Here is a 25,263-nt window from a genome sequence, read left to right as displayed (position 1 = left end):
ATTGCCCGCATAGGTCAGTTTGTCGATATTGACCACGGGCTCATTCACATGTGCCAGCCAATCGAGAACAAAGTTGGCGCCGATAAAGCCTGCACCGCCAGTTACAAAAATCATATTATTAAAACTTAGTAAAAAAATGGAATTTTAAGACGAATTCTGCGAATTCACGAAGCACCATCGTCAATTATCTTCTTCCAATCACCAATAATAGAATTTCCCATTTTTAAATATTGGAAACCGCCATCAGATTTCTTCACTTTAAATGACAATATGCAATCTCTAAGATTAAAATCAGGCATAGGTATTTTCAACTTAAACCCACAGTCAATTACGGCACCGGTATTTTCAACAACAACATCAGGTCTTGAAATTTTACGAAAATCATAATAATTTATCACCTCATTATTTATTTCAACAATAATTTCATCGCATCCTTTATTTTCCTCATTTAAGCACCAACCCAAAAATTCAACATTGGAATCAACTACATATACCTTATCCAGATACCCCTTAATATTCCTCTTGGAAATATTTAGACTTGAAATATCAAATTCCTTATCCAATAAATCCAAAGGTGCACCAACATCAACCAGTTTCTTCCTAACTCCATCAAATCGCACTCTATTCTTCAAGGAAAACTGAGAATTAAACTCAGCTTGATTCATAAATAATCGTGAAATTAGGTGAAATCCTGCACCTTTATTCTCTTGATGCTCTAACAGCGCTTCTCTCGAAAAATTAGGCACCCTACCTTTCAACTTCTCTTTGGCCGAATTAATATATTTTTGATATGGCTTATGATGGAAGTGAAAATAAACAATACTTGTTTTTATTTTTTCAGATGTAGTAACAGCCTTTCCCTCATGGAATCCCAAATCCAGTGAAAGACAAGTATTTTTGACAAAGAAACATTTTCTTTGATTAGGCTGTGGTAAATATTCATCAGCATGAACGGGGCTATTATCATAAGCACAGCCAATAGCCAAAACACGACGCTCATCAAGATATTTTTTTTAATTCTTGCTCAATTTCTTTTTTGCCGACACTCAAGACACCATCATCGCTTTTGCAAGCAATAAACTCATCGCAGTCTAACGGGAAATAAAAATCATAGAACCCACAGCCATCTAGATCTTTAATCTTCCTTGAGAAAATTTCACCTTTTTTTTCAAAATCTTCTTTTGATGAGAATCTTTTCTCCACAGATATGCCAAAATCACCATATTTTTTTAGTATAGAAATAACCTCATCGTCCGTAGAACCATTATCATAGATATACAGATTCTCTGCGCCAAACAAATCAGCATGATACTTAATCCACGGCTCAAGCAGATCTTTCTCATTTTTTTGCATCATCAATATAGCAATATTCATTCTAAATTCCTTACAGATTTATAAAGAAAAATCTTCGCGATCCTTTGTGAGATTCTGACTATAGAATGGATCACACTTCAGAAAATCACCCCATTTTTCTTTCATAAAATTCACCTCTCCATTAAATCTGGCAATTTTTTCCGGGTTATCTTCCTGCCCACGGCTGATAGATTCGTAATGATACAACTCTGCATAAGGCGTCCACAAATTACGATAGCCCTCTGCTCGAACTTTAAGACAGAAGTCAACATCATTGAATGCGACCTTAAGATTAGATTCATCTAACCCATTGACTTTACGATAAATATCACGCCGAATAAGAAGACATGCAGCGGTTACACCAGATAAATTTTGAGTAAGTACTAATCGATGGAAATATCCTGGATGATTTCTAGGAAAATGCTTATGGGAATGTCCTGCAACACCACCCAAGCCCATAATAACCCCACCATGCTGTAAAGTGTTATTACTAAAATAGAGCTTAGCCCCCACACAGCCAATTTCAGGCCGGATGGCATGGCTAACCATTTCAGCAAGCCATTCCGGACTGATCACCTCCACATCATTATTTACTAGGCCGATAATGCTGCCTTTGGCATGTTGCTCGCCAAAATTATTGATTGCTGAATAATTGAAGGGGTAGTCATATCGCAAAACTCGTACGCGCCCGTCCTCTTTTTGAATTAATTCAAAAAACTCCAAAGTTTCCGGCTCAATACTACCGTTATCAAGAATCAGAATTTCATAATTGGAATAGGTTGTCTTCTCCAGAATACTGCGCACTGCGACTTCAGTGAGGCTTCTGCGGTCGCGAGTCGGAATCAAGAGGCTGACTAATGGTTGCTTCTTGGGGATGGGCCAGCGCACCCGGTAGGTGTTGGGCACAATGCCGGCTTCGACTTCGATACCTTTGGGACCGTTTTGGGCAAAGTGATCACGTAATGCTTTGATGCCAGCCTCTGTGGTATAGCTCTTTTCACCCGATGCGAGTGCAGTCGAGCCTTCTACTGTGCGCCAATGATAGAGCACGCGTGGAATATGAATAATGTTTTCCCCTTTTACATGGGGCAGGCAGCGCAGCAGCAAATCCTGGTCTTGGCTACCTTCCACGCCAGTTCTAAAGCCTTTGATACGTTGCAGCAGATCACGCTTATAGACCCCTAAGTGCGAAACATAGTTCTGGGAATAAAACAGATCCGGATTCCAGTCACTCTTGAAATGCGGCTCAAAGCGTTGACCGTTTTTGTCAAGTTTGTCTTCATCACTGTACAGAATTTGCGCTGCGGGCTTCTCATTGATGGCCTCAGCCATAAAGAACAGCGCATGCATGGGCAGTGCATCGTCGTGGTCCAGCAATGCGACAAATTCACCTTGTGCGATATCCAAAGCGCTATTGGATGCCAAGGAAATATGACCATTCTTTTCGCGATAAACGACTTTTATTCGAGAATCCTGTCGCTCGTAAGCTTGCAATACCTGTTTGATATGAGGCTTAGGCGAAGCATCATCGGCAATGCATAACTCCCAATAGGGGTAGCTTTGCGATAGCACGGAATCGATGCAGGCTTTCAAATAAATCTCGTCGGTGTTGTACACCGGCATGACAATGGAGATCAGTGGCTTATGAGCCATGGTCTCCAATTGCGCTTGCACCTGCTCAACACTGGGCAGTCCTATGGCTTCAACGTCTTCGATCCATTCTTGGTAAGCGATGCTGCCTTGTCGGGTGGCAAAGCTATCGCCGTAGCCTGACTCCAGCAACGCCTGTACATCTTGGCCAGACATTGCAGCTGCGTTTTCAAGGGTCTGCAAAAGCTGTTGACGCGTTTGCTTATTATGCACCATAAGGCGCTGCAGCATTAACTCGCGCGCCTGTTCAGCTGTGAGGTGTACAAGTTGCAACCGCTCAATACGGAAATGACCCTGGGTTTCCTTGGGATCAAAGCGAACGCTGAGTGCAGGTTTTTCGCAATGAAAAAGACGTTGCTGCAATATACCGCTCACCAAGGGAATAGCAGCCGTTTCCGCTTCATTAAAACCGGCACCGGTATCAAAATATAGCTTTGCACTACCGCGCTTCTTTTTCCCATGCTGCAGTAAATCGATACGATACCAACCAGGTTCCAGCCGGCTATGGCCATTAAAACTCAATAAAAAATGTGGATCTTCGCCGTGAGACTCCCAATGATATTTGGACTGAAGATTGCGACTAATCTGATGCAAAGGTACTAGTTGACAATTAATCTCATCCAATGAAGCCAAATAACTAAGTACACCCTCATGTTCGGGCGGAAACACACCGGGGTGCTCAACGCGTTTCAACTGAACTTTCGTCAAGCTAAAGTCACCTGGGCGATTCAAAGGATCCAGCCTCAAACTACGCAGTGTCCCAGGCAAATACAACGGAATAGAACAAAAACCGGAACCGTCGAATGGCAAAGTCAGTACCAGATCATCTTGGAAGCCATCGCCCACGTCGATAAACACCTGAATAATCGTAGGAGCATTACAACTCAACGTAAATTCCAGCAAAGCCCACCCACGCTGGCGCATCACAGCTGGGTTATGAGGCTGCAAGAAAAACTGAGGATCATTACCCAGCGCCATCCATCGATGTTCAATTTCACCTTTTTCCAGGTGATGAACTGGTACTAGATCTAGTTTAGTACGACGAAACAGATGCTTATGAAAAATCCCACCCAACTTACGCAAAGGATGAGTCAGACGCCAGCTAGGTGAATTGTAGATTCTCTGAAGGGTGCTTCTTTGCTGATTGATCTGCAAATTAAGCTGATAAATCAAAGACTCATATTCTTGAGGTGACTGCATAATTAAATTAAATATCAAAAAACTTAAAATAAATACAATGTATATTTAGAGAATAATTCTCGCTTGCAAGTGTTAAATTTCTATTATAGAAAGGATCATTCCGAAGAAAATCCCCCCACTGTACCTCCATAAATTCGCACTCCATTTTAAATCTACTTTGCTTTTCCGGAGTCTGCTCATCTCCGCGTGTTTTGGATTCATGATGATAGAGCTCCCCGAATGGAGTCCACAGATTCAAATATCCAGCCTTTTGAGCCCTGATGCAAAAATCGACATCATTAAAAGCTACAGGTAGGCCGACAATATTCAGTCCACCTAATTTTTCATATATCTTTTTTTCGACTACCAACACAGCCCCTGTTACAGCACTGACATTATGAATGGCGCGCAAGCGACCAAAATATCCTTCCGAATGTCCTGGGAAATACTTATGCGAATGACCTGCAACACCTCCAATGCCCAGGATTACGCCTGCGTGCTGTATGCTGCCATCTGGGTAATATAACTTGGCACCTACACAGCCAATATTAGGTCTGATGGCATGACTAACCATCTCCGAAAGCCATTCAGGGCCAATGACTTCAACATCATTATTAATCAGCCCCAAAACTTCGCCATTAGCATGATGAGCAGCAAAATTATTAATAGCCGAATAATTAAAAGGATGGTCGTATGAAAGTACTCGAATACGCCCATCATATCGCGTACCCGTTTCCAGTTCTTGGAGATAAGCCAGCGTATGTGAACAAGTGGACTGGTTATTTACCACCAGAATTTCATAGTTGGTATAGGTGGTTTTGTCCAAGATGGATTCGATACAAGTGCACAACTCTTCCAGCCCGTCCCGGGTTGGAATGATGAGACTGACCAGTGGCAACTTGGAAGGCTGTGGCCAACGAGCACGATAAATCCCCGGCTGTACGACCTCCATGCGCACACCAGGATGGCAACGATCCATAAAGTCCTGCAACGCACACAGTGCAGCTGGAGTGGCGTAATCCTTTCGCTCATGTCCCATGGCGGTGGATTGCTCTGTCATGCGCCAGTGATACAAAACCTTGGGTATATGTACGATGTTTTTCTGCGTCGCCTCAGGCAGGCTAGCAATGCAGCGCAGCAGCAAATCGTAGTCCTGACTGCCTTCATAGCCTTTTCTAAACCCACCTACTTCACGCAGCAACTGATGCCGATATACAAGCAGATGGGTCATGTAGTTCTGTGAATACAGCAAATCCGGTGACCAATCCGGTTTAAAGAAAGGGTCACAGCGCCGGCCTTGCAGGTCTAGCTTGTCTTCATCCGAATAGATGATTTGCGCTTGAGGATGCTCCTTTAAAGCCTTTACAACTTCAAACAAGGCATGTTCAGGCAGACGATCATCGTGATCAAGAAGTGCGACCCATTCACCAGACACCAGCTCAAGCGCAGAATTGCTGCATTCAGAGATGTGGCCATTGTGCTTGCGCAGCGCATAACAAATACGCGAGTCTGCAACCGCATATTCATTGATCACTGCCCGCACTTCAGGCCGCGTAGATGCATCATCGGCAATGCACAGTTGCCAGTACGGATAGCTTTGTCCCAGGACGCTCTCGATACATTCCCTCAGCAGCACCACGGGAGTGTTATAGGTCGGAAGCAAAATCGAAATGACAGGCTTGCTTTCCCAGCCGTTCATCTCTTCCAACTGTTGTTCCAGTGAGGAAATCTGGGACAACTCCATGTCTTCGACCCATCGCTCGTAGCTGACAGCATCCCCAGGACGCATGGGTTCAAAAAGAGCGTTATAGACCTGCCAGCACTCATCGACAGTTCGCGGTTCACCGCCAGTCTTGGCATGCGGCGCAGCTTGTCGCTTCAGTTTCTTATGCAAACGACTCAAAGCCATGTGCTGCGGGAGACGCACAAGACGAAAGTGCTGCAGTGTAAAAACTCCGCTCCGAGACATGGGGTCAAAGCGCAGACGGGATTTAGCCGACAATTTCAGCAAGCGTTTGACCAAGCGACCAGAGCGTATGGGCAACCCATAGGACATGGCCTCGCTTTCTCCATCGCCTGCATCCAGATAAAAGCGGGCATCCGCCATACCATCCGTCACTTGCATCTGTACTTCGGCCATATACCAGCCTGGCGGCAAAGGGGAGCCTAGCCGAAAGCAAGGATCGTCACCTTCCGAAAGATATGAGCGACCCAATGCCATCTGCTCCCTTGATCCTGCTGGTAAAAGCGTGATCTGCTGAGCAGCATGGAGATCTGAAGTCCCATACTGAATGCGAAATCTCTGTGCCCATTGCGTGCGCAGGAGCCTCCACTGCTTGCGTAGCTTTTTAAGTATCCTCGCCATTAAAGTCCCAGCACCACTTTGGCACTTACCGCAATCTGATACATGATTTGCGTCAAGTCCTTCCAGAACTGACGCTTTTTCTCATCCACCTTGGGCAGGACCAGCACCTGATCTCCCGCCTTGAGTCGCGTGTTCTCAAAAAGCTTGCCGGTATCCACCTGCTCATAAGCTCCATCTCTATGCGCGATGACAACACGAGCCGCATCCGCAGACTGGGTGAATCCGCCGGCGCGGTCGATATAGTTCTTGAGACTGAGTGAACCATCGAATGCCACGGCATTCGGAAAGAGCACCTCCCCGCTCACCAGCACCAGACCATCTTTGCGCGGGATACGAATGACATCGCCGTTTTCCAGCAGCATGTTGTCGCGTTGGGCAGACTGGGCGATCTGCACCTGGCCGGAAGGCTCCACTTTTTTGGCGCGCTCCACCCATTGCAGTGCCAAGTTAGCCTCCTCCTGACGAAGCCTTGCCTCGTCACTACTTCCGCTGCGGGCCGTAAGCAAGGCCGTTTCCAAACTGCGCAGACTGGTCGCCAACAATTCCTTCTGGCGATCTTTCACACTAACCCTAAAAAGCTGAATACTCTCAGGCTCGGCATCGGGCGCCGTTTCAATGCTCTGCATCAAAGATCCGAGGCGTGTACCGTACGGCAACACATATTCCTGCGGGTTCATATGCTCGCCTTCCACCCGCACTGTAATCGTGCCCGGTTTCTTGTCGGCAGTGAATTCAAGCTCATCACCACTTTGCAGCGCCAACGATTGGACCTGCTGAAGCGGGTAGTACTCGGTATTTCGGACGGTGCCAGTATTGCGCGTGATGCGCAGATGCGTCGCCTGCGCCTTGGGCTTGGCCAGCTGCATGAGCTGGGCCACCGTTTCAGAACCACTGGTGAATTCAAAGCGCTTGGCATTATTGACCAAACCCGAAACGCGGACACGGCCACCCGCAGGGGGCACAAAGATTACGTCACCATCACTGAGTTGCAAAAGCGGAAGTTGTCCGTTGAGCAAAAAGTCGTAGAGGTTGAAGGTAGCGCGAACAGTGGCGCCACGCTTGACCTGTACAGCCAGAAAGCTGCCACGCTCAGGGTCTATTCCGCCGGCTTGATCGAGGTAATTGAGCAGGCTGTCCATGCTGGTGCCGCCGTACAAGCCTGGGCGCATGACATTACCGCCCACAAAGATACGAACAGGCTGAGCTGCTGCCAGACTGGCATAGCTGTAGACATTGGCACGAAACACCCGTCGCACTGCAGCTTCGATCTGCTGCTGCAGATTTTTGTTAGGCATGCCCGATACCTTCACAGGTCCTACATGAGGCAAAAAGATATTGCCTTGCGGGTCAACTGTAGCGGTCTCATCAAAAGTGAAACCTCCCCAGAGCCGAACATGGATGCGATCGCCCACTGCCACAAGGTAATCGGGATTGAACTGGGTGGCACCTGCACGCGCGAAATTCCCGGTGAAGAGGTTCGCGCCGAATACATCACTATCGAGATTCGCTGTGTAATCTGCAGTCTGTGGCGCCTGCGGTAGATTGGGCACCTGTGCCGCAATAGGTCCTTCCCTACGCGCCGTCGCCAACGGAGAAACGCTCCCGCCCAGGCCCAAAGCCTGGCGCAACTGCAACGGATCCGTGTCACTTTGAGCATGCAGGGGCGCCATGGCCAGCATGGCGGCCGACCCCAGGCAATAGCTGAATATCAAACGATGCATAGTACTTGGTATTTTGTAATGGTCAGTCTCGGTGATCACGCACGATGGCGAGCAAAATCTGCGCCAAACCGGCCAGCAGCAGCGCACCTATCAGAAACGAAACAATGTTGTAGAGACGCCTAGGTTGCATGGGATATTCAGGCAGTGACGGGCTTTGCAGTACAAGCACCATTTTCAGCGTGCGCGTGGCTTCAACCCTGCCTTTTTCCAGTGCAACCAGAGCGCTCTTGTAGGCATCCTGCATAAACAAGGCTTCTTGCTCCAAGCGCTGGTACTCTTCCACCGTTTTGTTCAAGGACTGCCCCTTGGCACTGGTCAGCCGTGTCTGTTCGGCCTTGATCTGTTTTTCGACAGCCTGTATCTGCAGATCCACCTCAACAACGCCTGGCGCAGAGGGGGCGAGATAACCCAGCAACGCCGCCTTGCGGGCATTGAGTTCAGTCAACTGTGCCTCGAGCTTGTTGACCACCGCAGCCAGATTCTCGGCCGCCGACTGTGGCGAAATCAGGCCTTTGGCATTCTGGAAAGCAAGCATGCGCTGACGTGCATCCAAAGCATGGTCGCCACGCTGCTTGACTTGCTTTTCCAGAAAGCTCACTTGCTCTGCCGCAAGCTGGTGCCCCATGGCATTCATGAAGCGTTCGCCCTCACGAACCAACGCCGCAGTGATTTTCTGAGCCGTCTCGGGATCATATGCCTGGGCCTGAATAACCAACACGCCCGCATATTCGTCGTACTCAACACTTACACGCGAGAGAAAATGCCTATGAAAAAATTCCAACGAAGCATCATGAAAGAACATCCGAGAGAGGATGTCGTGATCATGACTGCTGTAGTGCTCACGCAGGCCAAGCTCCTTGTCTAGCAACTTCAGCATATCCAAAGACAGCAGTCGGTTTCGCAACAGCATCTGATCCGAGCGAGATATACCATCTCCACCACTGAGCAGAGCGCTGAAATCCATGGCCTGCGAGGAGGCCATATCAGTTCGCTGAATCAATACATGAGCCTCGGAGACATAGCGCTCCGAGGCAATTACGGCCCAATAAAAAGTGGCCAGCATGGAAGCTAAAAGCGCAATGGCGAGAAGCTTCATTCGCAAAATAGTTCTAAATAAAACCTTAAGGCGTTCTTTTTTTTAAGAAGTCGGTCATTTGGAAGTACTATCTTTATAATTTTTCAGGGCATCTTCAATATCGTCGAACCAATGAGCCTGCCCCTCATGCAGCAAAATACCGGCCTGACAAAACTGACGCAACGTATCGTCACTGTGCGAAACCATAATCAGGCCTGATCGATCTGCTATGCGTTTAAATGCATCAGATGCTTTTTTTTCGGAATGCAGCATCTCCCGCCGAGGTAGCTTCATCGGAAATATAAACATCAAAATTAAACGCTAAAGACAGTCCAAATTGCAGTCGCGACTTCATGCCTGATGAATAGGTGCGCACGGGCTCGTCAAATGAGGGCCCTAGTTCAGCAAAATCTTCGATATAGGCAATCTTCTCGGCTATGGCCTCTGAAGTATCGAAACCATGAATACGACAAACGAATTTGGCATTCTGCCTGCCCGTCATGGAGCCCTGAAGCCCACCACCATACCCCATTGGCCAGGAAACACGACAACGCCTCTCCACTACACCCCGGGTGGGCGTATCAACCCCGCCAATCATATTCAGCAACGTCGATTTACCAGCCCCGTTACGCCCAACCAGTCCTACACTCACATTGGACGGAATGGTGATGTTCACCCCGTTGAGCACCCAGCGCCCAACCCCATGAGGAGAACGATAGCGTTTATGCACATCATTGACAAAAATCATTGAGCCCTCAATTGCCGAGCAAAACGCAGTTGCAGAACCAACCCAAAGAATATCGAAACAACTGCAAATGAATATAAATATTCAAAATTAGCCTCGGGAGCTGCGTGATACACAGGAAAATAGCTTTTCCTCAACAACTCAATTCCATGCGCAAGAGGATTCCAAAATGCCCATTCTCGATATTTAACGGATATTATCGAAAGAGGCATTACTGCACCAGAGATAAAATACAGTGGCTTAAACAAGAAATTCAATAAACTTCCGGTTTCTGGCACTAGATGATTTGAGACTGATATAATCAAACCAATTCCCAATCCACACAATATCAAACCAAAAAATGCAGCGCAGGCTTCAAGGAACTGATCAGGAATAATGGGACGACCTAGGTAGCCCAATATTAACAATAAAAATACCAGGATAATCAGTCCCAGTAGGGACTCGAGGCCGGCACGCACAATCACCGTATCAATGGGCCGTACTTGCCTGTAAGCAAACAGCGCCCTATTGGCATCAATGGCCCCCATGGCGCGCTGAAACACATTCTGTACAGTGAAATAGCTAGACAGTCCCAACACCAGCCAGACAGCCGTGTCTGCATTGATCATGTTGTGGGCGCGCAAAGCCCCAAAAACCATCAACATGAAGCCTACGTGCAACACCGGCTCCAGCACGATAAGCACCCAGGCGCCGCGTGTAGCACTCAGGCGAGCAACGGCTTCGCGCAGGAAAAGTGCGCTCCATACCGCAAAGGTAACGGAAAGTGAACTACGTGGTGCAGCGATGTCACCAGAAGACGGGGCTGAGTCCAAAATAAATCCTCGTTCTTTTGGACTCAAGACGCACTGAAATCCAATCGCCGAATTATAAATGAAAACATAAGCAAAACCTTATTACATAGATCAATTGCACTCACTACACATTTAATTACATTAAAAATAATCTATTGAAATTATAATTTGATATGCAATAACTATTGAAGTGTTACTTATTAACAACAGATGAGCTTTATTTAAAATTTCGTTGAATTAACCGTTATTAACAGTTAATCATTAAACTTCAGGCAATAAAGCTCTATCAGATATTTAACTAATTCATATAAATACTATTAATTTATTATTATGATTAATTAGAAAATATTAATAAAGGGGGAATTTAATATCCCTGGATGCATAGAACCCCCTATCGCGAGTGATACTCTCCAGGAAACTGACCACAAGACCGCAGAGCAGCACACCAAGCAGTCAATAATGAGAGCCGACTGTGCATTCGGGATGAACTTCCGGCAGGGCACAGGCATCTCTATCACTACCGCAGCAACATCAGTGCTGCTTGCCGTCTGGATTGACATGAACACCACTCAAGAAACCGCCTCCCCTGCGACCCCGCGCCTGACATCTCTCTCTCACGGCGGCGGCTGCGGCTGCAAAATTGCACCCGGCGTGCTGTCGGAGTTGCTGGCCAAAAGCAATCTACCCAAGCAGTTTTTCCCCGACCTGCTGGTAGGCACAGAGACCGCAGACGACGCGGCCGTCTACAAGATCAATGACGAGCAGGCCATTGTGGCGACGACGGACTTTTTCATGCCCATCGTTGACGACCCCTATGACTTTGGCCGCATTGCCGCCACCAACGCGCTGTCCGACATCTACGCCATGGGCGGCACGCCGCTGATGGCGCTGGCCATTGTGGGCATGCCCATCAATGTGCTGCCACACGATGTGATTGCCAAGATTCTGGAAGGCGGCGAATCGGTCTGTCGCGATGCGGGCATTCCTCTGGCGGGCGGCCACTCGATTGATTCGGTGGAGCCCATCTACGGCCTGGTCGGCATCGGCATCGTCAACCCCAAGCAGATGAAGCGCAATGCCGATGCAAAGGACGGCGATGTGCTGATTCTGGGCAAGCCCCTGGGCGTGGGCATTCTCTCGGCGGCGCTCAAGAAGAATCTGCTGGACGATGCAGGCTACCGTGCCATGGTGGATGCAACCACCAAGCTCAACCGCCCCGGCGCCGAGCTTGCCAAGCTTGACGGCGTGCACGCTCTGACCGACGTGACCGGTTTTGGCCTGCTGGGCCACAGCCTGGAACTGGCCCGTGGCGCCCAACTCAGCGCACGCATTGAAAGCGCCAAGCTGCCCGTGCTGCCCGGTGTTCAGGCGCTTGCAGAGCAAGGCATTTTCACGGGCGCATCGGGGCGCAACTGGGCATCCTATGGCGAGCACATCCAGTTGGCATCAACCGTGACAGACGCCCAGAAAGCGCTGCTGACCGACCCTCAGACCTCTGGCGGCCTGCTGGTTTCCTGCACACCGGATGCCGTCGAGCAAGTGCTCAAGGTCTTTGCCGACAGCGGCTTTGGCGATGCTGCGGTGATTGGCCGCATGGAGGCTGGCGCGCCCAAGGTCTTTGTGGACTGAGCGCGCCAGGTAGTCGAGAAGGAGCGCGACTCTGCTCTCCTTCCACCACAGAATGCAAAACGCCCGGTTTGAGCCGGGCGTTTTGCATATGAGCGTCAGATTATGACTCTGGGCTTCTAAGCCTCTCCCACGACCTCGGCCGTGGTGCGGCGGTCGATCTTGCGGCTCAGCACCACCGAGGTATAGGTCTGCTGGATGCCGTCGATCAGGCCGATACGGTCAAGCAGCGCGTCCAGTTTTTCATTGCTCTCGCAGCGCACAAACACCATGTAGTCGTACTGTCCGCTAACGGCCGACACCTCTTCCACCTCGGTGAAGCGGTTGAGCGCCTGCATCACCGAAGTTGCCGTCTTGGGCTGAACACGGATACCGCAATAGGCGCGCACGGCAGACTGCTCCATGCGCGAGCCAAGGCGAACGCCATAGCCGGCGATCACGCCCTCCTGCTCCAGCTTGGCGATGCGAGCGACCACCGTGGTCCGAGCCAGATTCATCTGCCGAGCCAAATGCGCGGTCGAGGCACGCGCGTTGGTCTGCAGCAGGCGCAGCAGCTGGCGGTCCGTTTCATCCAGTCGATATTCCATACCTTGTCTATCCAAATCTTGCCGTGCACTTACGCAAACGCTGCGTTAAACACAAACCCCAAGAACTCTCTGCCACCACCTGCAGCCATGCCTTGCGCCGAGCGACTTCTGTTGCTGTTCGCCCTCAGCCAAACGCGTGGAGCGAACCTCAGCGACACCTAACAGCCAATCATTGTGTCAGCTAACCCAGCCTGGTAGGGAGCTTGTCTTTTCAGATGGCAAATATGTATACATTTGTTTCAATCAGGCAAGATGTATCAACATATCTGCACTTGCCTGCGCTTGTGACCATGGCAAGGGCGCACTGCGGTACGTCAGAGTGGCCCCGGCCGAAACCAGGCCTCTGTTGCGGGCGAGCGGTCAAGCTCGTTCACGAGAACCCAAGTGCGCTCACCGAGTAACAGCGACACAAAAGAGCGAAGAGTCTAATGGTTGTTTTCCCGCACTTATCGATGCCACCGACGATACGGCGAAAACACTCGGTAAGTTTGGCTGGTTTGCTGCAAATATCTGCAAAAGGTAAGTGCTTACCCTAGGTTATCCCTTGGCCTGGTGCGTCGCTTTCGGCAAAGCCGGAGCCACCAGACTGCAAGCAGCCCCCAATCACCGACAACTGCGCCTTGTGCTGCTCAGCAAGGCTGAATGCGCGATAACGCAACCTGAGCGCCCCAATCGCGCATGACTGAAAGCTTTGGGCTCGCTTGCATGCACCCCAAGCTCACAAACAAAAAACCCTGCTCATTGCAATGAGCAGGGTTTTGGATTTTGGCAGGGGAGGAAGGATTCGAACCTTCGCATGCTGGAATCAAAATCCAGTGCCTTAACCAGCTTGGCGACTCCCCTACGATGGAACGAATTCTACAACGACTTTTCGCTATAAATTTCGAAGTAGTTCAAAAATGTGCAATTGCACATGGAATAGGTTTGCAGCCTTCCTGGCGTCAAGCCAGCTCAGTCGCTGGCGGCCTATTCCACGACGACAGCCGTGCCGCTGGCCGAGACCATGAGCATGCCATTGCCCTGGCCCAGCACCTCGAAATCAAGGTCCACGCCAACCACCGCATTGGCACCCGCCTCGGCGGCGCGTTGCTCCAGTTCCTTGAGGGCAATTTCACGCGCTTTTTGCAGCTCGCGTTCGTAGGTTCCAGAACGCCCGCCCACGATGTCGCGAATTCCGGCAAAGAAGTCCTTGAACACATTGGCGCCCAGAATGGCCTCGCCCGCCACCACGCCGCAATAACGGGTGATGCGTTTGCCTTCGATGGAGGGAGTGGTTGTGACGATCATGCTTTGCTTTCTTGAAAATCAGCGCAAGGAGACTGGCAGCCATACGCTCTGGTCATAGCGCTGCGCGCGGCAGAGGCAAAGGCAGATACAGGCCGGGCCTGGCCTTGCCGCAGGCGCCGAGTCATCCGGTCGGACCAGTATATGCGTGCAATCCGCGCTGTTATCAAGGCGATGGCGACGGCATCCATCGGCGCTCAGGGCTTCTCATGACTGACTCCAAACTGCTCTGGCAGCGCAGACCAGCCTCCGTGCAGCACAAGATGCAAGGTCAAATCAGAAAGAAGACAGACCGCCCCCACGAGGCGCAAGACGCCATCAAAAATCAAGAATCCGGCAATAGCAGCTTCTGCATGCCTTGCACGGCATCGCGCAGAAAGCTCCAGGTCGTGGCTATGCGCGGAATCTGGCGCGACTCCACGGGCATGCTCATCCAGAAGGTGCGAGTGAAACAAGCCTGCTCGGGCAGCACGCGGCTTAGTATCGGGTCCTTGTCGGCCACAAATGCCGGCAACACGGCCAGACCCGCACCGGCACGCACGGCCTCGTATTGAGCGGTGATGCTGGTGCTGCGCAGCGCAAAGCGCTCGGGCCGGTGCAAGGTATCCAGCAATTGCAGCTCGCGCGTGAACAGCAGATCGTCCACATAGTGCACAAAGCTGTGATGGCGCAGATCCTCGGTTCTGGCCACCAAGGGCTTGCGCGCCAGATATTCACGCTGGCCATACAGATAGAGCCGATAGTCGGTCAGCTTGGTGACCACGACCGAGCCCCGCTTGGGCCGCTCCAGCGAGATGACGATATCGGCCTCGCGGCTGGACAGATGCAGCATGCGCGGCAGCGCCAGCAGGTCAACACTGAGCAGCGGATAGCGCAGCGTGAGCCTGGCGAGCTCGGAGGCCAGCATCTGCGTGCCAAAGCCTTCGGTGGCCCCCACTCGCACCAGCCCCGCCAGCCCCTCGGCGGTCGCTGCATGCGCCAGGGGGCCCCGCTCCAGCCCGTCCACCGCGCTTTGCATGGTGTTGGTCACTTCCTGCAACTGCCGCCCTGCTTCGGTCAGCCGCCACTGGCCGCCTTCACGCGCAAACAGCACGGCACCGAGCTGCTTTTCCAGCGCCTGAATGCGCCGCGACACCGTGGTGTGCTCGACTCCCATGCGTCGCGCAGCGGCCGCCATGCTGCCGCTGCGCGCCAGTTCGCCAAAAAAAACGCAGATGGTCCCAGTCCAATGTCTTTCCTTGCGGTCTCGGTTCGTAGTTCAGTCGTTCACGCTGTCCTGCGCCTTGCCCGTGAGGCCCTTGACCGCCTTGACGGCAGCACTGCGCTTGCGTTCGGCACTGCGCTGGGCCACCGCGCTCGGGGCGCGCGCGAACTCGTCGTTCTCGTGAATCAGCAACGACAGCATTTCCATGAACTGTGCCCGTTTGTCGTCAGGAAGAGGCTCCAGCATGCGGCGCTGGGCTCGCAGCACCGAAGGCTCGGCTTCCACCAGCAGGCCGCGCCCCTCGTCGGTCAGGCTCAGCAAACGCACACGCCGATCGGCAGGGCTGGCGTTGCGCGCCATCAGGCCGCGTGCTTCCAGGCGGTCGATCACGCTGCCTATGGTGGAGGTGTCAAAGCCGATATTGCGTGCCAGCGTGCGCTGGTCGATGCCCGGCTGACGCAGCACGGCCGACAGGGCCGCGTACTGCACAGGCGTCACGCCGAATTCCTCGGTTTCTTCCATGAACACGGCTACGGCTATCTGCTGCAGCCTGCGGATGTGATAGCCGGGATAGTTTTCTAGTTCTGCGGGTTGGTATTGCATGTCTTGGGTGGCCGGTGCCTGGCCCGCCCTGCCGCGCGGCAGTTGAAGGGCCATGACTGAAAGACCCCGATATTCGCACGACTGCCACCCCTACTCGAGTCAGGCCTGCTACCGGGTTTAACCCAATCAACGCTGATGCAGATAAACATTATGCTAATCATCAGTGTGCTGTTGATTTAATTCACAGCCTATCTTTGCCCCCATCTCAGGCCGCAAGCCGACAGACAAGGCAGCAACGCACTGCCAAGCAGATACCAAAGAAAGAGACAAACCATGAGCCTTGTGCAAGCCCAGCCCTCACCGGTCAAGCTCACGGCCCTTGAAGCCCCCGGCCAACCCGAGCCCACAGCTGCTCTTGCGCAGCTGTACCGAGGTTTCGAGCAGGAAATGCTGGTGCCGCTGTGGACGGAGATCGGCGGCCTGATGCCTGCCCACCCCAAAAGCCAGGCCGCCGCTCATCTGTGGCGTTGGGAGAATCTGCTCAAGCTGGCGGATGAAGCCGGCCGCATCGTCCCCGTGGGCCGGGGCGGCGAGCGCCGCGCGATTGCCCTGGCCAATCCGGCGCTGGGCGGCCGCCCGTTTGCCACGCCCACGCTGTGGGCTGCCATCCAGTACCTGATGCCCGGCGAAGATGCGCCCGAGCACCGTCACACCCAGCATGCCTTCCGCTTTGTGGTCGAAGGCGAAGGCGTGTGGACCGTGGTCAACGGCGACTCGATCCGCATGTCGCGCGGCGACTTTCTGCCCCAGGGCGGCTGGAACTGGCACGCCCACCACAATGCGGCCAGCCAGCCCATGGCCTGGATAGACGGGCTGGATATTCCGTTTGCCTACTACACCGAGTCCCAGTTCTTCGAGCATGGCCGCCTGCATCTGGACCCGCAGGAGCGTGCCACGCCCGAGTTCTCGCGCTCAGAGCGCCTCTGGGGTCATCCTGGGCTGAGCCCTGTGGCGCATCTGCAGAACAGCCCGAGTACGCCTTTGCTGGCCTACCGCTGGGTGGATACCGACCGCGCGCTGAGCGAGCAACTGGCGCTCGAAGCCGAAGGCCATGCCGCCACTGTCAGCCCCGGCCATGCCGCCGTGCGCTACACCAACCCCAGCAATGGCCGCGACGTGCTGCCCACCATTCGCTGCGAAATGCACCGCGTAGCTTGCGGCGCCAGCACCCGACCAAAGCGCGAAGTGGGCTCCGCCGTCTTCCAGGTCTTTGACGGGCAGGGAACGGTGACCGTGGGCGAGCGCCAATGGCAGGTGCGGCGCGGCGACATGTTTGTCGTGCCCTCCTGGCAGCTGTTCAGCGCGCAATGCGATGCCGACCAGGCGCAGCTGGATCTGTTCCGTTTTGCCGATACGCCGATTTTCGAGGCCGTCCACGCGTACAGGGCGGATACGCCCTGAGCCGCTTCGCGTCTTCCCCCTCAAGGGGGAGACAGCCTTTGCTGCGGGGCCACCCAGGCCCTTGCTGGCTGCCTCACACATAGAACGCGTCTTTTTCAAGTACCTAGTCACCGATACCCATCAGGAATCACACATGACCCAAGCCAACTACAACGACAACTATCTCTGGGCGCCATCCCCCGTGCAATCCCTGCCCGTGCGCGGCAGCGAGCAGCGCCTGCCCGTCAATCGCCTGTTCTTTGTGGGCCGTAACTACCATGCCCATGCGCTGGAGATGGGCCGCCCCGTGGACAAAAGCACAGAGCGTCCCTTCTACTTCACCAAGGCCCCGCAAACCTTGACCGAATCGGGTGCCACCGTGGCCTATCCACCCGAGACCAGCAACTACCACTTCGAGATGGAGCTGGTCGTGGCCATCGGCAAGCCGGGCTTTCGCATTCCTGCCGACCAGGCCCATGAGTACATCTATGGCTATGCCTGCGGCCTTGATATGACGCGCCGCGATCTGCAGTTGGTGGCACGCGACAAGGGCCGCCCCTGGGACTTGGGCAAGGATGTGGAGCAGTCCTCCATCGCCAGCGAAATCGTGCCCATGGCAGGCAAGGTGATCGAGTCCGGCCTCATCGAGCTGAGCGTCAACGGTCAGGTCAAGCAGCAGTCCGATGTGAACAAGCTGATCTGGAACATCCGCGAAATCATTGCCGACCTGTCCCTGTTCTATCACCTGCAAGCCGGCGATCTGATCTACACGGGCACGCCCGAAGGCGTGGGCGCCGTGCTGCCCTGCGACCGGATCACAGGCCGTGTGGAAGGCGTTGGCGAAATTACCCTGAACGTGGGCCAGCCCGAGTAAGGCGCGCAGACCATGAAGCTCTACAGCTTTTTTCGCAGCGGTACCTCGCACCGTCTGCGCATCGCCCTCAATCTCAAGGGCCTCGCGCCCGACTACCTCCCTGTCGATCTGCGTGTGGACGAGCAGGCCGAAGCGCCGTTCAAGCGCATCAACCCGCAAGGCCTGGTGCCCGCGCTGGTGCTGGACAACGGCGAGACGCTGATCCAGTCGCCCGCCATCATCGAATGGCTGGAAGAGCGCTACCCCGAGCCTGCGCTGCTGCCGAGCGACCCCGAGGCCCGCGCCCATGTGCGCGCCCTGGCGGCCATCGTGGGCTGTGATGTACACCCCATCAACAACCGCCGCATCCTGCAGACCTTGCGCCAGCAGTTCGGTGCCGACGAGGCCTCCATCAACGCCTGGTGCGCCACCTGGATCACGGCCGGCTTTGACGCCATCGAAGCCTTGCTGGCACAGGACGACACACGCGGCAGCTTCTGCTTCGGCAAGGCTCCCGGCCTGGCCGATGTCTATCTGATTCCGCAGGTCGAAAGCGCACGCCGCTTTGGCGTGGATCTGGCCCGCTGGCCGCTGATCAGCGCTGTCGATGCGGCTTGCAGCGCCCTGCCCGCCTTTGCCCAGGCAGCGCCTCTGGCCCAGCCCGACGCTCCGCAATAGACCCGTCCCCTGCGGCCGCGCCCGGACGCGGCTGCCCAGCAACGCTTTGCAGTCCCTAAAAAACACCCACCGGAGACAAACTGTGAAATACGAGCAAAATCAGCACCAAAGACAATCCACACATTCGCTAGCAGCTATTAAAACAATAGTTTCCGCAGCCGCTATGCTGGCCGCAGCCGGCCAGGCGCTGGCCCAGGGTGATGCCTCCAGCTATCCCAACCGCCCGGTGACCGTGGTCACGGCCTTTGCCGTGGGCAGCGGCCCCGATGCCGTGCTGCGCATCGTGGGCGAAAAGCTGGCCCAGCGCTGGAAGCAGGGCGTGACCGTGGACAACCGCCCCGGTGGCGGCGGCTTTGTCGCCATTGAGTACGCGCGCCGCGCCAAGCCCGACGGCTATACCCTGCTGCAACTGGACAGCGAACATATCTCGGCCCTGCCCTATCTCTACAAGAACAAGAACTTCAACACGCTGAGCCACTTCGACCCCGTGGCCCCGCTGTTCCTGACTCCTTTCTTTGTGGCCGTACCCACGAATTCGCCGTGGAAGAACATGGGCGATCTGATCAAGTCCGCCAAGGCCGAGCCCGGCAAGGTCAGCTATGGCTCCTGGGGCGTGGGCAGCCCCGGCCATCTGGGCGGCGAATGGCTGGACTATCTGACGGGCAGCAAGATGACCCATGTGCCTTATCGCGAGGTCAGCCAGCTGTTCACCTCGGTGGCCAACGGCGACCCGAGCTGGAGCTTTGCCAGCCTGCCCTCCAGCCAGGGCATCTACAAAAGCGGCAAGATTCGCTATCTGGCCGTGGCCGCACCCAAGCGCATTGCGCAAATGCCGGACGTGCCCACGGTCGCCGAAGCCGGCGGCCCAGCCGAGCTGGATGTGAACTCCTTTGTCTCCCTGCTCAGCCCCAAGGGCGTGGATGCCGCCGTGCGCGACAAGATCCGCAGCGATGTGGTGGCCGTGCTGCAGGACCCGCAGGTCAAAGAGAAGTTCTCCACCTTCGCCTTCCAGCCCATGAGCTTCACCGTGCCCGAGATGCAGCAATTTGCCAAGAAGAAGTCCGAGCAATACAAACTGCTGATTGAAAAAGCCCAGATCAGCCTGGATTGAGAGCCGCCTTCGGCCATCAAATAGATCACGGCACAGGCATACGCCCGCAACCGGCAAAGCCCCGTCAGCACAGGCTGCACGGGGCTTTTTTCATTGACGCGACGCCCCGCCTCGCTCCGGATCAAGAAGGCCGCACATAGACAGCAGAGCGTCAAAGGCGTGCAGAAAACGACCTCGACCAGGGGTTACACTTGTTGCGAGGCGTTTCTCCGGATTTCCATCCCACCTCTAGAACGCCCGCATGCCATGAGCCCCCGCTGACAAGCGTCAGGGCTGTTCGGCAGCTTCCCGCCCAAGCCGCAGCGCCGCCTGCCTGCCAGGGCCTCCATGCTATTTTCACGTGACTCCACGTGATTCAGCCCCTTTAAATCGTTATAAAAAGATGAACAATTCCATCAAGACTGCCATCGCTTTTTTGCTGCTGCCCCTGGCCGCAGCTTCGCAGGCAGCCGAGCCGCCTTCGCCCATTGCTGCTGCCGAGCTGTACATCCGCACCCTGGTCAATCACGACGAGCAGGCCATCAGCCAGCTCAATGACTATCTGCGCCCGGACCGCCTGCGCTCGGGCCGCAGCGCGGACTACGCCAACGCCGCCGAACTCAAGCAAGCCGACAAGGACTTCCCACGTGAAGTCACCGACGTGGCCCTGCCCCTGTTCCCCGAGGCACAGCGCAGCGCCCTGCGTGCGCCCGTGGAAAGCCTGATGAGCACGGTGCAAAAGGCGCGTCAGCAATCGCAGTGCAAAACCGTATCGGCCACCAAGCCCAAGCTCGACAAGCATGGCGTGCTCAATACCGAGGTGAAGTTCAGCTGCCAGCTGGTCAAGACCCCCGAGACCTGGGCCGAGGGCATTCAACGCATGGTGCGCAACAAGCTCAGCCTGGATCAGGTGCAGGGCGAACTCAAGAAGCTGCAAGCTGCATACTCAGCCCCCGCCAGCTACACCTACGAGGGCGTACTTTCCCTGGGCATGGTGCCCAAGGACAAGGACAAGGCCTGGCGCAACGACTTCGCGAGCGAAGCCTTTGACGAGATGTTCAGCGAGCTCTAAGAGCACCTGAGAACGGCAAAAGGGCCCGGGTGGGCCCTTTTGCATTTTGCCGCCGCAGGTACTGCAGCCATGCCTGCACGACAAGCTCCAAAGCGCTGGCAGACATAGCATCCACTTGTGCACATTTGCACACCCTATGTGCAGTGTTTGCTATTGCTACAGCAAATCCGCACACATACCATGAGGAACGAATTCACCAACGGAGACACCTCATGAACGCACCGACTTCCGCCAAGGTTCTGGCGCCCACGGTCAAGCTGCTCATCAACGGGCAGATGGTCGAATCCAAAACCACCCAGTGGCGCGATGTGGTCAACCCCGCGACGCAGGAAGTGCTGGCGCGCGTACCGTTCGCCACGCCCGACGAGGTCAACGCCGCCGTGGCCAATGCCAAGCAAGCGTTCAAGACCTGGAAAAAGACGCCCATCGGCGCACGCGCCCGCATCTTTCTGAAGCTGCAGCAGCTGATCCGCGAAAACATGAAGGAGCTGGCCGCCCTGCTGACGGCCGAACAGGGCAAGACCCTGCCCGACGCCGAAGGCGATGTCTTCCGCGGCCTGGAAGTCGTGGAGCACGCGGCCAGCATCGGCAATCTGCAGCTGGGCGAGCTGGCCAACAATGTGGCCAACGGTGTCGATACCTATACGCTGAACCAGCCGCTGGGCGTGTGTGCAGGCATCACGCCCTTCAACTTCCCGGCCATGATTCCGCTGTGGATGTTCCCCATGGCGATCGCTACGGGCAATACCTTCATCCTCAAGCCTTCCGAGCAGGACCCCATCGTCACCATGCGCCTGGCCGAGCTGGCACTGGAAGCCGGCGTGCCTCCTGGCGTGCTCAACGTCATCCACGGCGGCGAAGACGTGGTCAACGCCATCTGCGACCACCCCGATATCAAGGCCATCAGCTTTGTGGGCTCGACCAAGGTCGGCACCCATGTCTACAACCGCGCCAGCCTCAACGGCAAGCGCGTTCAATGCATGATGGGCGCCAAGAATCACGCCATCGTCATGCCCGACGCCAACAAGGAGCAGTCGCTCAACGCCCTGCTGGGCGCTGCCTTCGGTGCGGCCGGCCAGCGTTGCATGGCGGTCTCCGTGGCCGTGCTGGTGGGAGAAGCCCGCAACTGGATTCCCGATCTGGTGGCCAAGTCCAAGACCCTCAAGGTCAATGGCGGCACCGAGCCCGGCACCGATGTCGGTCCGCTGGTGAGCTGCGCAGCCCTGTCGCGTGTCGAGGGCCTGATCGAACGCGGTCTGGCCGACGGCGCCACGCTGGAGCTGGATGGTCGCAAACCCGAGGTGGCCGCCTATGCCAAGGGCAATTTTGTCGGCCCCACCATCTTCAGCGGCGTCAAGCCCGGCATGAGCATCTACGAGCAGGAAATCTTCGGCCCCGTGCTGTGCCTGGTCGCGGCCGAGGACATCGATCAGGCCATCGAGTTCATCAACGCCAACCCCAATGGCAACGGCACGGCCATCTTCACCCAATCGGGTGCGGCCGCGCGCAAGTTCCAGGAAGATATCGATGTGGGCCAGGTCGGCATCAATGTGCCCATCCCCGTTCCCGTGCCGCTATTCTCGTTCACGGGCAGCCGGGCCTCCAAGCTGGGCGACCTGGGCCCCTACGGCAAGCAGGTGGTCATGTTCTACACCCAGACCAAGACCATCACGGCACGCTGGTTCGACGACAGCACCACCAGCCACGGCGTGAACACCACCATCAGCCTCAAGTAAGCCGGCCATGAAACCCGACAGTGCAGCCCTGCCTCTTGCCAGGCCCGGGCCGCACTGTGCGGCTTTGCCGATGATGGCAGGCATGTACGTTCAAGAATTGTCCCGTTTCCCATCTCAGCGTTCTGCCATCGGCACAGCCGGCATTTCTGCCCGGCCGCTGGCCCGGCTCTGCGCCCTGGCCGTCAGCGGCCTGCTGCTCATCCACCTGCCTGCAACTGCAGCCCAGGATGGTGATCAGGAGGCACCGCATTGCCCGTCTGGCCAGCCGCTGTCGCTTGCCTGCCTGCAGCACCAGGCCCAGGTCATAGAACGCAGCATGCAGGTGCTCTATCTGTCTTTGCAGCGCCGGCTGCCGCAGGACAGCGCCCAGGCTCTGCAGACCGAGCAGCAAGAGTGGACGCAGGAGCGTGATCGGCGCTGCCAGCCCAATGGCTATGTCCATGAGGCCGAAGACATGGCTGCCTGCCGCATCGGCATGGCCCTGAGCCGGGTCGTGGTCTTCAAGAACCAGTGGCATCCGCTGGCCAGGAACGCGCAAGGCGGCGAACAGCCATGAATCGGGCAATTCCACACCGACAGCGCCTGCAGCCCACCATGGGCTGCGATGATGCGGGCATGACGATCCGCACTCCCCAAAGCAGGCGCACATGGCATGCAGCCGTTGCCAGCCAATCGCTTGCAGCTCTTTTGATGACAGCCAGCTTGAGCCAGCACGCACTGGCCCAGGCCGGAGCCGACTGCGTGCCCGGCGGCACCACGGCCCAGACCAATGCCTGCGCCATCAAGGATTTCCAACAAGCCGACACCGACCACCAGATCCTCTACGGCGATGTGATGCGCGCGCTATCGGCTCATGAGCGCCCCGCTCTGCGCAAGGAGCAAGGCGAATGGAGCCGCCATCGCATCACCCAGTGCAAGCAGGCCACGAAGGCCTTTGAAGCGCAGCCCGACTGGCCCAGCCGCTACCACGGCTGTCTGGTGCAGCAGATCACGACCCGCAATGCGGTGCTCAAGCGCTGGCTGCACCAGGGGCCGCCGGACTAAGCTGCAAAGCCGTCAGGGGCCAGAAGACGAATAGAACAAAAAAGGAGACATGAAATGGACTTTGAACTCAGCGAAGATCAACGCGCTTTTGCCGATACTGCCCGTGCTTTTGCGCAGGCCGAGCTGGCACCGCATGCGGCCGAGTGGGACCGCGAGCACATCTTCCCGCGCGAGGCGATTGCCAAGGCCGGCGAGCTGGGCTTCTGCGGCCTCTACGCTCCGGAGAGCATTGGCGGCCTGGCCCTGCCACGACTTGATGCAACGCTGGTATTCGAAGAAATGGCGGCCGTCGACCCATCGACCACGGCCTTCATCACCATCCACAACATGGCGACCTGGATGCTGGGCACCTGGGCCACCGATGCCGTGCGCGCCGAATGGGGCGAGCAGCTCACCAGCGGCAGCAAGCTGGCCAGCTACTGCCTGACCGAGCCCGGCGCGGGTTCGGACGCGGCCTCGCTCAAGACCCGGGCCGAGCTGGTCGGCAACGAGTACATCGTCAACGGCAGCAAGGCCTTCATCAGCGGCGCGGGCAGCACCGATGTGCTGGTGCTGATGGCAAGAACCGGCGATGCCGGCTCCGGGGCTTCGGGCATCTCGGCCTTTGCCGTGCCTGCCGATGCGGCCGGCGTGAGCTATGGCAAAAAGGAAGAGAAGATGGGCTGGAACAGCCAGCCCACGCGCGTCATCAGCTTCGACAATGTGCGCATTCCCGCGCACAACCTGCTGGGCCGCGAAGGCGAAGGCTTCAAGATCGCCATGAAGGGCCTGGACGGCGGGCGCATCAATATCGCCACCTGCTCGGTGGGCGCGGCCCAGGGGGCACTGACCCAGGCACAAAGCTATATGCAAGAGCGCAAGCAGTTCGGCAAGTCCATTGCGAGCTTCCAGGCCCTGCAGTTCAAGCTCGCCGACATGGCGACCGAGCTGGTCGCGGCACGCCAGATGGTGCGCCTGGCAGCCTCCAAACTGGACGCCGGTGCGCGTGATGCATCGACCTACTGCGCCATGGCCAAACGCTTTGCCACCGATGCCGGCTTCATGGTCTGCAACGAAGCCCTGCAGCTGCATGGCGGTTATGGCTATATCCGCGAGTACCCGCTGGAGCGCCTGATGCGCGATGCCCGCGTGCACCAAATTCTGGAAGGCACGAACGAAATCATGCGCGTCATCATTGCCAGGCGCATGCTGGAGGGCGATGCTCCGGAGGTCATTCGCTAAGCTGCT

At 55.4% G+C, this 25,263-nt stretch carries 21 protein-coding genes, 1 tRNA gene and 2 pseudogenes; 10 read left to right on the top strand and 14 right to left on the bottom strand.

Features of this window, described 5'->3' with window-relative positions:
- From V8Z78_RS12795 to V8Z78_RS12755, 9 genes and pseudogenes are all read right to left on the bottom strand, one after another.
- A partial coding sequence (locus V8Z78_RS12795) for an NAD-dependent epimerase/dehydratase family protein (protein WP_349731196.1) occupies positions 1-114 on the bottom strand: 114 nt, incomplete at its 3' end.
- A gap of 50 nt (positions 115-164) precedes the next feature.
- Positions 165-986 (bottom strand): hypothetical protein, encoded by an 822-nt coding sequence (locus V8Z78_RS12790; RefSeq protein WP_349731498.1) that lies wholly within the window; start codon positions 984-986, stop codon positions 165-167.
- A gap of 13 nt (positions 987-999) precedes the next feature.
- Positions 1,000-1,374, bottom strand: a complete 375-nt coding sequence (locus V8Z78_RS12785) for a glycosyltransferase family 2 protein (protein ID WP_349731497.1) — start codon at positions 1,372-1,374, stop codon at positions 1,000-1,002.
- Between the two features lie 18 nt (positions 1,375-1,392).
- Positions 1,393-4,203 (bottom strand): glycosyltransferase family 2 protein, encoded by a 2,811-nt coding sequence (locus V8Z78_RS12780; RefSeq protein WP_349731496.1) that lies wholly within the window; start codon positions 4,201-4,203, stop codon positions 1,393-1,395.
- A 7-nt stretch (positions 4,204-4,210) separates the two neighbouring features.
- Positions 4,211-6,322 (bottom strand): glycosyltransferase family 2 protein, encoded by a 2,112-nt coding sequence (locus tag V8Z78_RS12775; RefSeq protein WP_349731495.1) that lies wholly within the window; start codon positions 6,320-6,322, stop codon positions 4,211-4,213.
- Between the two features lie 224 nt (positions 6,323-6,546).
- On the bottom strand, positions 6,547-8,226 hold the full coding sequence (locus tag V8Z78_RS12770) for a polysaccharide biosynthesis/export family protein (RefSeq protein WP_349731494.1): 1,680 nt from the start codon (positions 8,224-8,226) through the stop codon (positions 6,547-6,549).
- 64 nt (positions 8,227-8,290) lie between these two features.
- The gene (locus V8Z78_RS12765) at positions 8,291-9,364 is read right to left on the bottom strand and encodes a KpsE/RkpR family capsule polysaccharide export protein (RefSeq protein ID WP_349731493.1); all 1,074 of its coding nucleotides are present in this window, start codon (positions 9,362-9,364) and stop codon (positions 8,291-8,293) included.
- Positions 9,365-9,418: 54 nt separating this feature from the next.
- A pseudogene (locus V8Z78_RS12760) lies at positions 9,419-10,091 on the bottom strand (ABC transporter ATP-binding protein).
- Positions 10,088-10,927, bottom strand: a complete 840-nt coding sequence (locus V8Z78_RS12755) for an ABC transporter permease (protein ID WP_349731492.1) — start codon at positions 10,925-10,927, stop codon at positions 10,088-10,090. Before V8Z78_RS12755 ends, V8Z78_RS12760 begins: the two are co-directional and overlap by 4 nt.
- A gap of 510 nt (positions 10,928-11,437) precedes the next feature.
- Between V8Z78_RS12755 and selD the strand changes: the two genes are divergently transcribed.
- Entirely contained in the window at positions 11,438-12,508 is a 1,071-nt protein-coding gene (gene selD / locus V8Z78_RS12750) for a selenide, water dikinase SelD (protein WP_349731491.1), read from the top strand.
- Between the two features lie 116 nt (positions 12,509-12,624).
- Here selD and V8Z78_RS12745 read toward each other — a convergent pair whose 3' ends face one another.
- From V8Z78_RS12745 to V8Z78_RS12725, 5 genes and pseudogenes are all read right to left on the bottom strand, one after another.
- Positions 12,625-13,092: an Lrp/AsnC family transcriptional regulator gene (locus V8Z78_RS12745; protein WP_003067511.1), complete on the bottom strand. Its 468-nt coding sequence runs from the start codon at positions 13,090-13,092 to the stop codon at positions 12,625-12,627.
- A gap of 766 nt (positions 13,093-13,858) precedes the next feature.
- Positions 13,859-13,935, bottom strand: a tRNA-Gln gene (locus V8Z78_RS12740).
- Between the two features lie 123 nt (positions 13,936-14,058).
- On the bottom strand, positions 14,059-14,379 hold the full coding sequence (locus V8Z78_RS12735) for a heavy metal-binding domain-containing protein (protein ID WP_003067510.1): 321 nt from the start codon (positions 14,377-14,379) through the stop codon (positions 14,059-14,061).
- A gap of 322 nt (positions 14,380-14,701) precedes the next feature.
- Positions 14,702-15,605, bottom strand: a pseudogene (locus V8Z78_RS12730) (LysR family transcriptional regulator).
- 29 nt (positions 15,606-15,634) lie between these two features.
- A complete protein-coding gene (locus V8Z78_RS12725; protein ID WP_182287223.1) occupies positions 15,635-16,183 on the bottom strand; it encodes a MarR family winged helix-turn-helix transcriptional regulator in 549 nt (182 codons plus the stop codon).
- 273 nt (positions 16,184-16,456) lie between these two features.
- On the opposite strand from V8Z78_RS12725, the gene V8Z78_RS12720 reads away from it, so the two are divergent.
- From V8Z78_RS12720 to V8Z78_RS12680, 9 genes are all read left to right on the top strand, one after another.
- Positions 16,457-17,584, top strand: a complete 1,128-nt coding sequence (locus V8Z78_RS12720; RefSeq protein ID WP_349731490.1) for a cupin domain-containing protein — start codon at positions 16,457-16,459, stop codon at positions 17,582-17,584.
- A gap of 133 nt (positions 17,585-17,717) precedes the next feature.
- Positions 17,718-18,437 (top strand): fumarylacetoacetate hydrolase family protein, encoded by a 720-nt coding sequence (locus V8Z78_RS12715; protein WP_349731489.1) that lies wholly within the window; start codon positions 17,718-17,720, stop codon positions 18,435-18,437.
- A gap of 12 nt (positions 18,438-18,449) precedes the next feature.
- Entirely contained in the window at positions 18,450-19,094 is a 645-nt protein-coding gene (gene maiA, locus V8Z78_RS12710) for a maleylacetoacetate isomerase (RefSeq protein WP_349731488.1), read from the top strand.
- A 163-nt stretch (positions 19,095-19,257) separates the two neighbouring features.
- A complete protein-coding gene (locus V8Z78_RS12705) occupies positions 19,258-20,205 on the top strand; it encodes a Bug family tripartite tricarboxylate transporter substrate binding protein (RefSeq protein ID WP_349731487.1) in 948 nt (315 codons plus the stop codon).
- A 382-nt stretch (positions 20,206-20,587) separates the two neighbouring features.
- Positions 20,588-21,256, top strand: a complete 669-nt coding sequence (locus V8Z78_RS12700) for a hypothetical protein (protein WP_349731486.1) — start codon at positions 20,588-20,590, stop codon at positions 21,254-21,256.
- Between the two features lie 212 nt (positions 21,257-21,468).
- Positions 21,469-22,992, top strand: a complete 1,524-nt coding sequence (locus V8Z78_RS12695; RefSeq protein ID WP_003067492.1) for a CoA-acylating methylmalonate-semialdehyde dehydrogenase — start codon at positions 21,469-21,471, stop codon at positions 22,990-22,992.
- An 82-nt stretch (positions 22,993-23,074) separates the two neighbouring features.
- Positions 23,075-23,548 (top strand): lysozyme inhibitor LprI family protein, encoded by a 474-nt coding sequence (locus V8Z78_RS12690; RefSeq protein ID WP_223305596.1) that lies wholly within the window; start codon positions 23,075-23,077, stop codon positions 23,546-23,548.
- A gap of 59 nt (positions 23,549-23,607) precedes the next feature.
- Positions 23,608-24,036 (top strand): lysozyme inhibitor LprI family protein, encoded by a 429-nt coding sequence (locus V8Z78_RS12685; protein WP_502878844.1) that lies wholly within the window; start codon positions 23,608-23,610, stop codon positions 24,034-24,036.
- A gap of 54 nt (positions 24,037-24,090) precedes the next feature.
- Positions 24,091-25,257, top strand: a complete 1,167-nt coding sequence (locus tag V8Z78_RS12680; protein ID WP_349731484.1) for an acyl-CoA dehydrogenase family protein — start codon at positions 24,091-24,093, stop codon at positions 25,255-25,257.
- Positions 25,258-25,263: the final 6 nt, after the last annotated feature.

The organism is Comamonas sp. wu1-DMT, from assembly GCF_040187805.1.
Lineage (GTDB): Bacteria > Pseudomonadota > Gammaproteobacteria > Burkholderiales > Burkholderiaceae_C > Comamonas > Comamonas thiooxydans.
This window is presented reverse-complemented; position numbering and strand designations above follow the sequence as displayed.

Excerpts from the sequence above, each read along its gene's own strand:
- V8Z78_RS12700 (WP_349731486.1), top strand. The coding sequence starts at position 20,588 with ATGAACAATTCCATCAAGACTGCCATCGCTTTTTTGCTGCTGCCCCTG.
- V8Z78_RS12735 (WP_003067510.1), bottom strand. The coding sequence starts at position 14,379 with ATGATCGTCACAACCACTCCCTCCATCGAAGGCAAACGCATCACCCGT.
- V8Z78_RS12705 (WP_349731487.1), top strand. The coding sequence starts at position 19,258 with ATGCTGGCCGCAGCCGGCCAGGCGCTGGCCCAGGGTGATGCCTCCAGC.
- V8Z78_RS12780 (WP_349731496.1), bottom strand. The coding sequence starts at position 4,203 with ATGCAGTCACCTCAAGAATATGAGTCTTTGATTTATCAGCTTAATTTG.
- V8Z78_RS12690 (WP_223305596.1), top strand. The coding sequence starts at position 23,075 with ATGTACGTTCAAGAATTGTCCCGTTTCCCATCTCAGCGTTCTGCCATC.
- V8Z78_RS12680 (WP_349731484.1), top strand. The coding sequence starts at position 24,091 with ATGGACTTTGAACTCAGCGAAGATCAACGCGCTTTTGCCGATACTGCC.
- V8Z78_RS12745 (WP_003067511.1), bottom strand. The coding sequence starts at position 13,092 with ATGGAATATCGACTGGATGAAACGGACCGCCAGCTGCTGCGCCTGCTG.
- V8Z78_RS12725 (WP_182287223.1), bottom strand. The coding sequence starts at position 16,183 with ATGCAATACCAACCCGCAGAACTAGAAAACTATCCCGGCTATCACATC.
- V8Z78_RS12775 (WP_349731495.1), bottom strand. The coding sequence starts at position 6,322 with ATGGCCGAAGTACAGATGCAAGTGACGGATGGTATGGCGGATGCCCGC.
- V8Z78_RS12765 (WP_349731493.1), bottom strand. The coding sequence starts at position 9,364 with ATGAAGCTTCTCGCCATTGCGCTTTTAGCTTCCATGCTGGCCACTTTT.
- selD (WP_349731491.1), top strand. The coding sequence starts at position 11,438 with ATGAACACCACTCAAGAAACCGCCTCCCCTGCGACCCCGCGCCTGACA.
- V8Z78_RS12770 (WP_349731494.1), bottom strand. The coding sequence starts at position 8,226 with ATGCTGGCCATGGCGCCCCTGCATGCTCAAAGTGACACGGATCCGTTG.
- V8Z78_RS12685 (WP_502878844.1), top strand. The coding sequence starts at position 23,608 with ATGACGATCCGCACTCCCCAAAGCAGGCGCACATGGCATGCAGCCGTT.
- V8Z78_RS12720 (WP_349731490.1), top strand. The coding sequence starts at position 16,457 with ATGAGCCTTGTGCAAGCCCAGCCCTCACCGGTCAAGCTCACGGCCCTT.
- V8Z78_RS12785 (WP_349731497.1), bottom strand. The coding sequence starts at position 1,374 with ATGAATATTGCTATATTGATGATGCAAAAAAATGAGAAAGATCTGCTT.
- V8Z78_RS12695 (WP_003067492.1), top strand. The coding sequence starts at position 21,469 with ATGAACGCACCGACTTCCGCCAAGGTTCTGGCGCCCACGGTCAAGCTG.
- maiA (WP_349731488.1), top strand. The coding sequence starts at position 18,450 with ATGAAGCTCTACAGCTTTTTTCGCAGCGGTACCTCGCACCGTCTGCGC.
- V8Z78_RS12715 (WP_349731489.1), top strand. The coding sequence starts at position 17,718 with ATGACCCAAGCCAACTACAACGACAACTATCTCTGGGCGCCATCCCCC.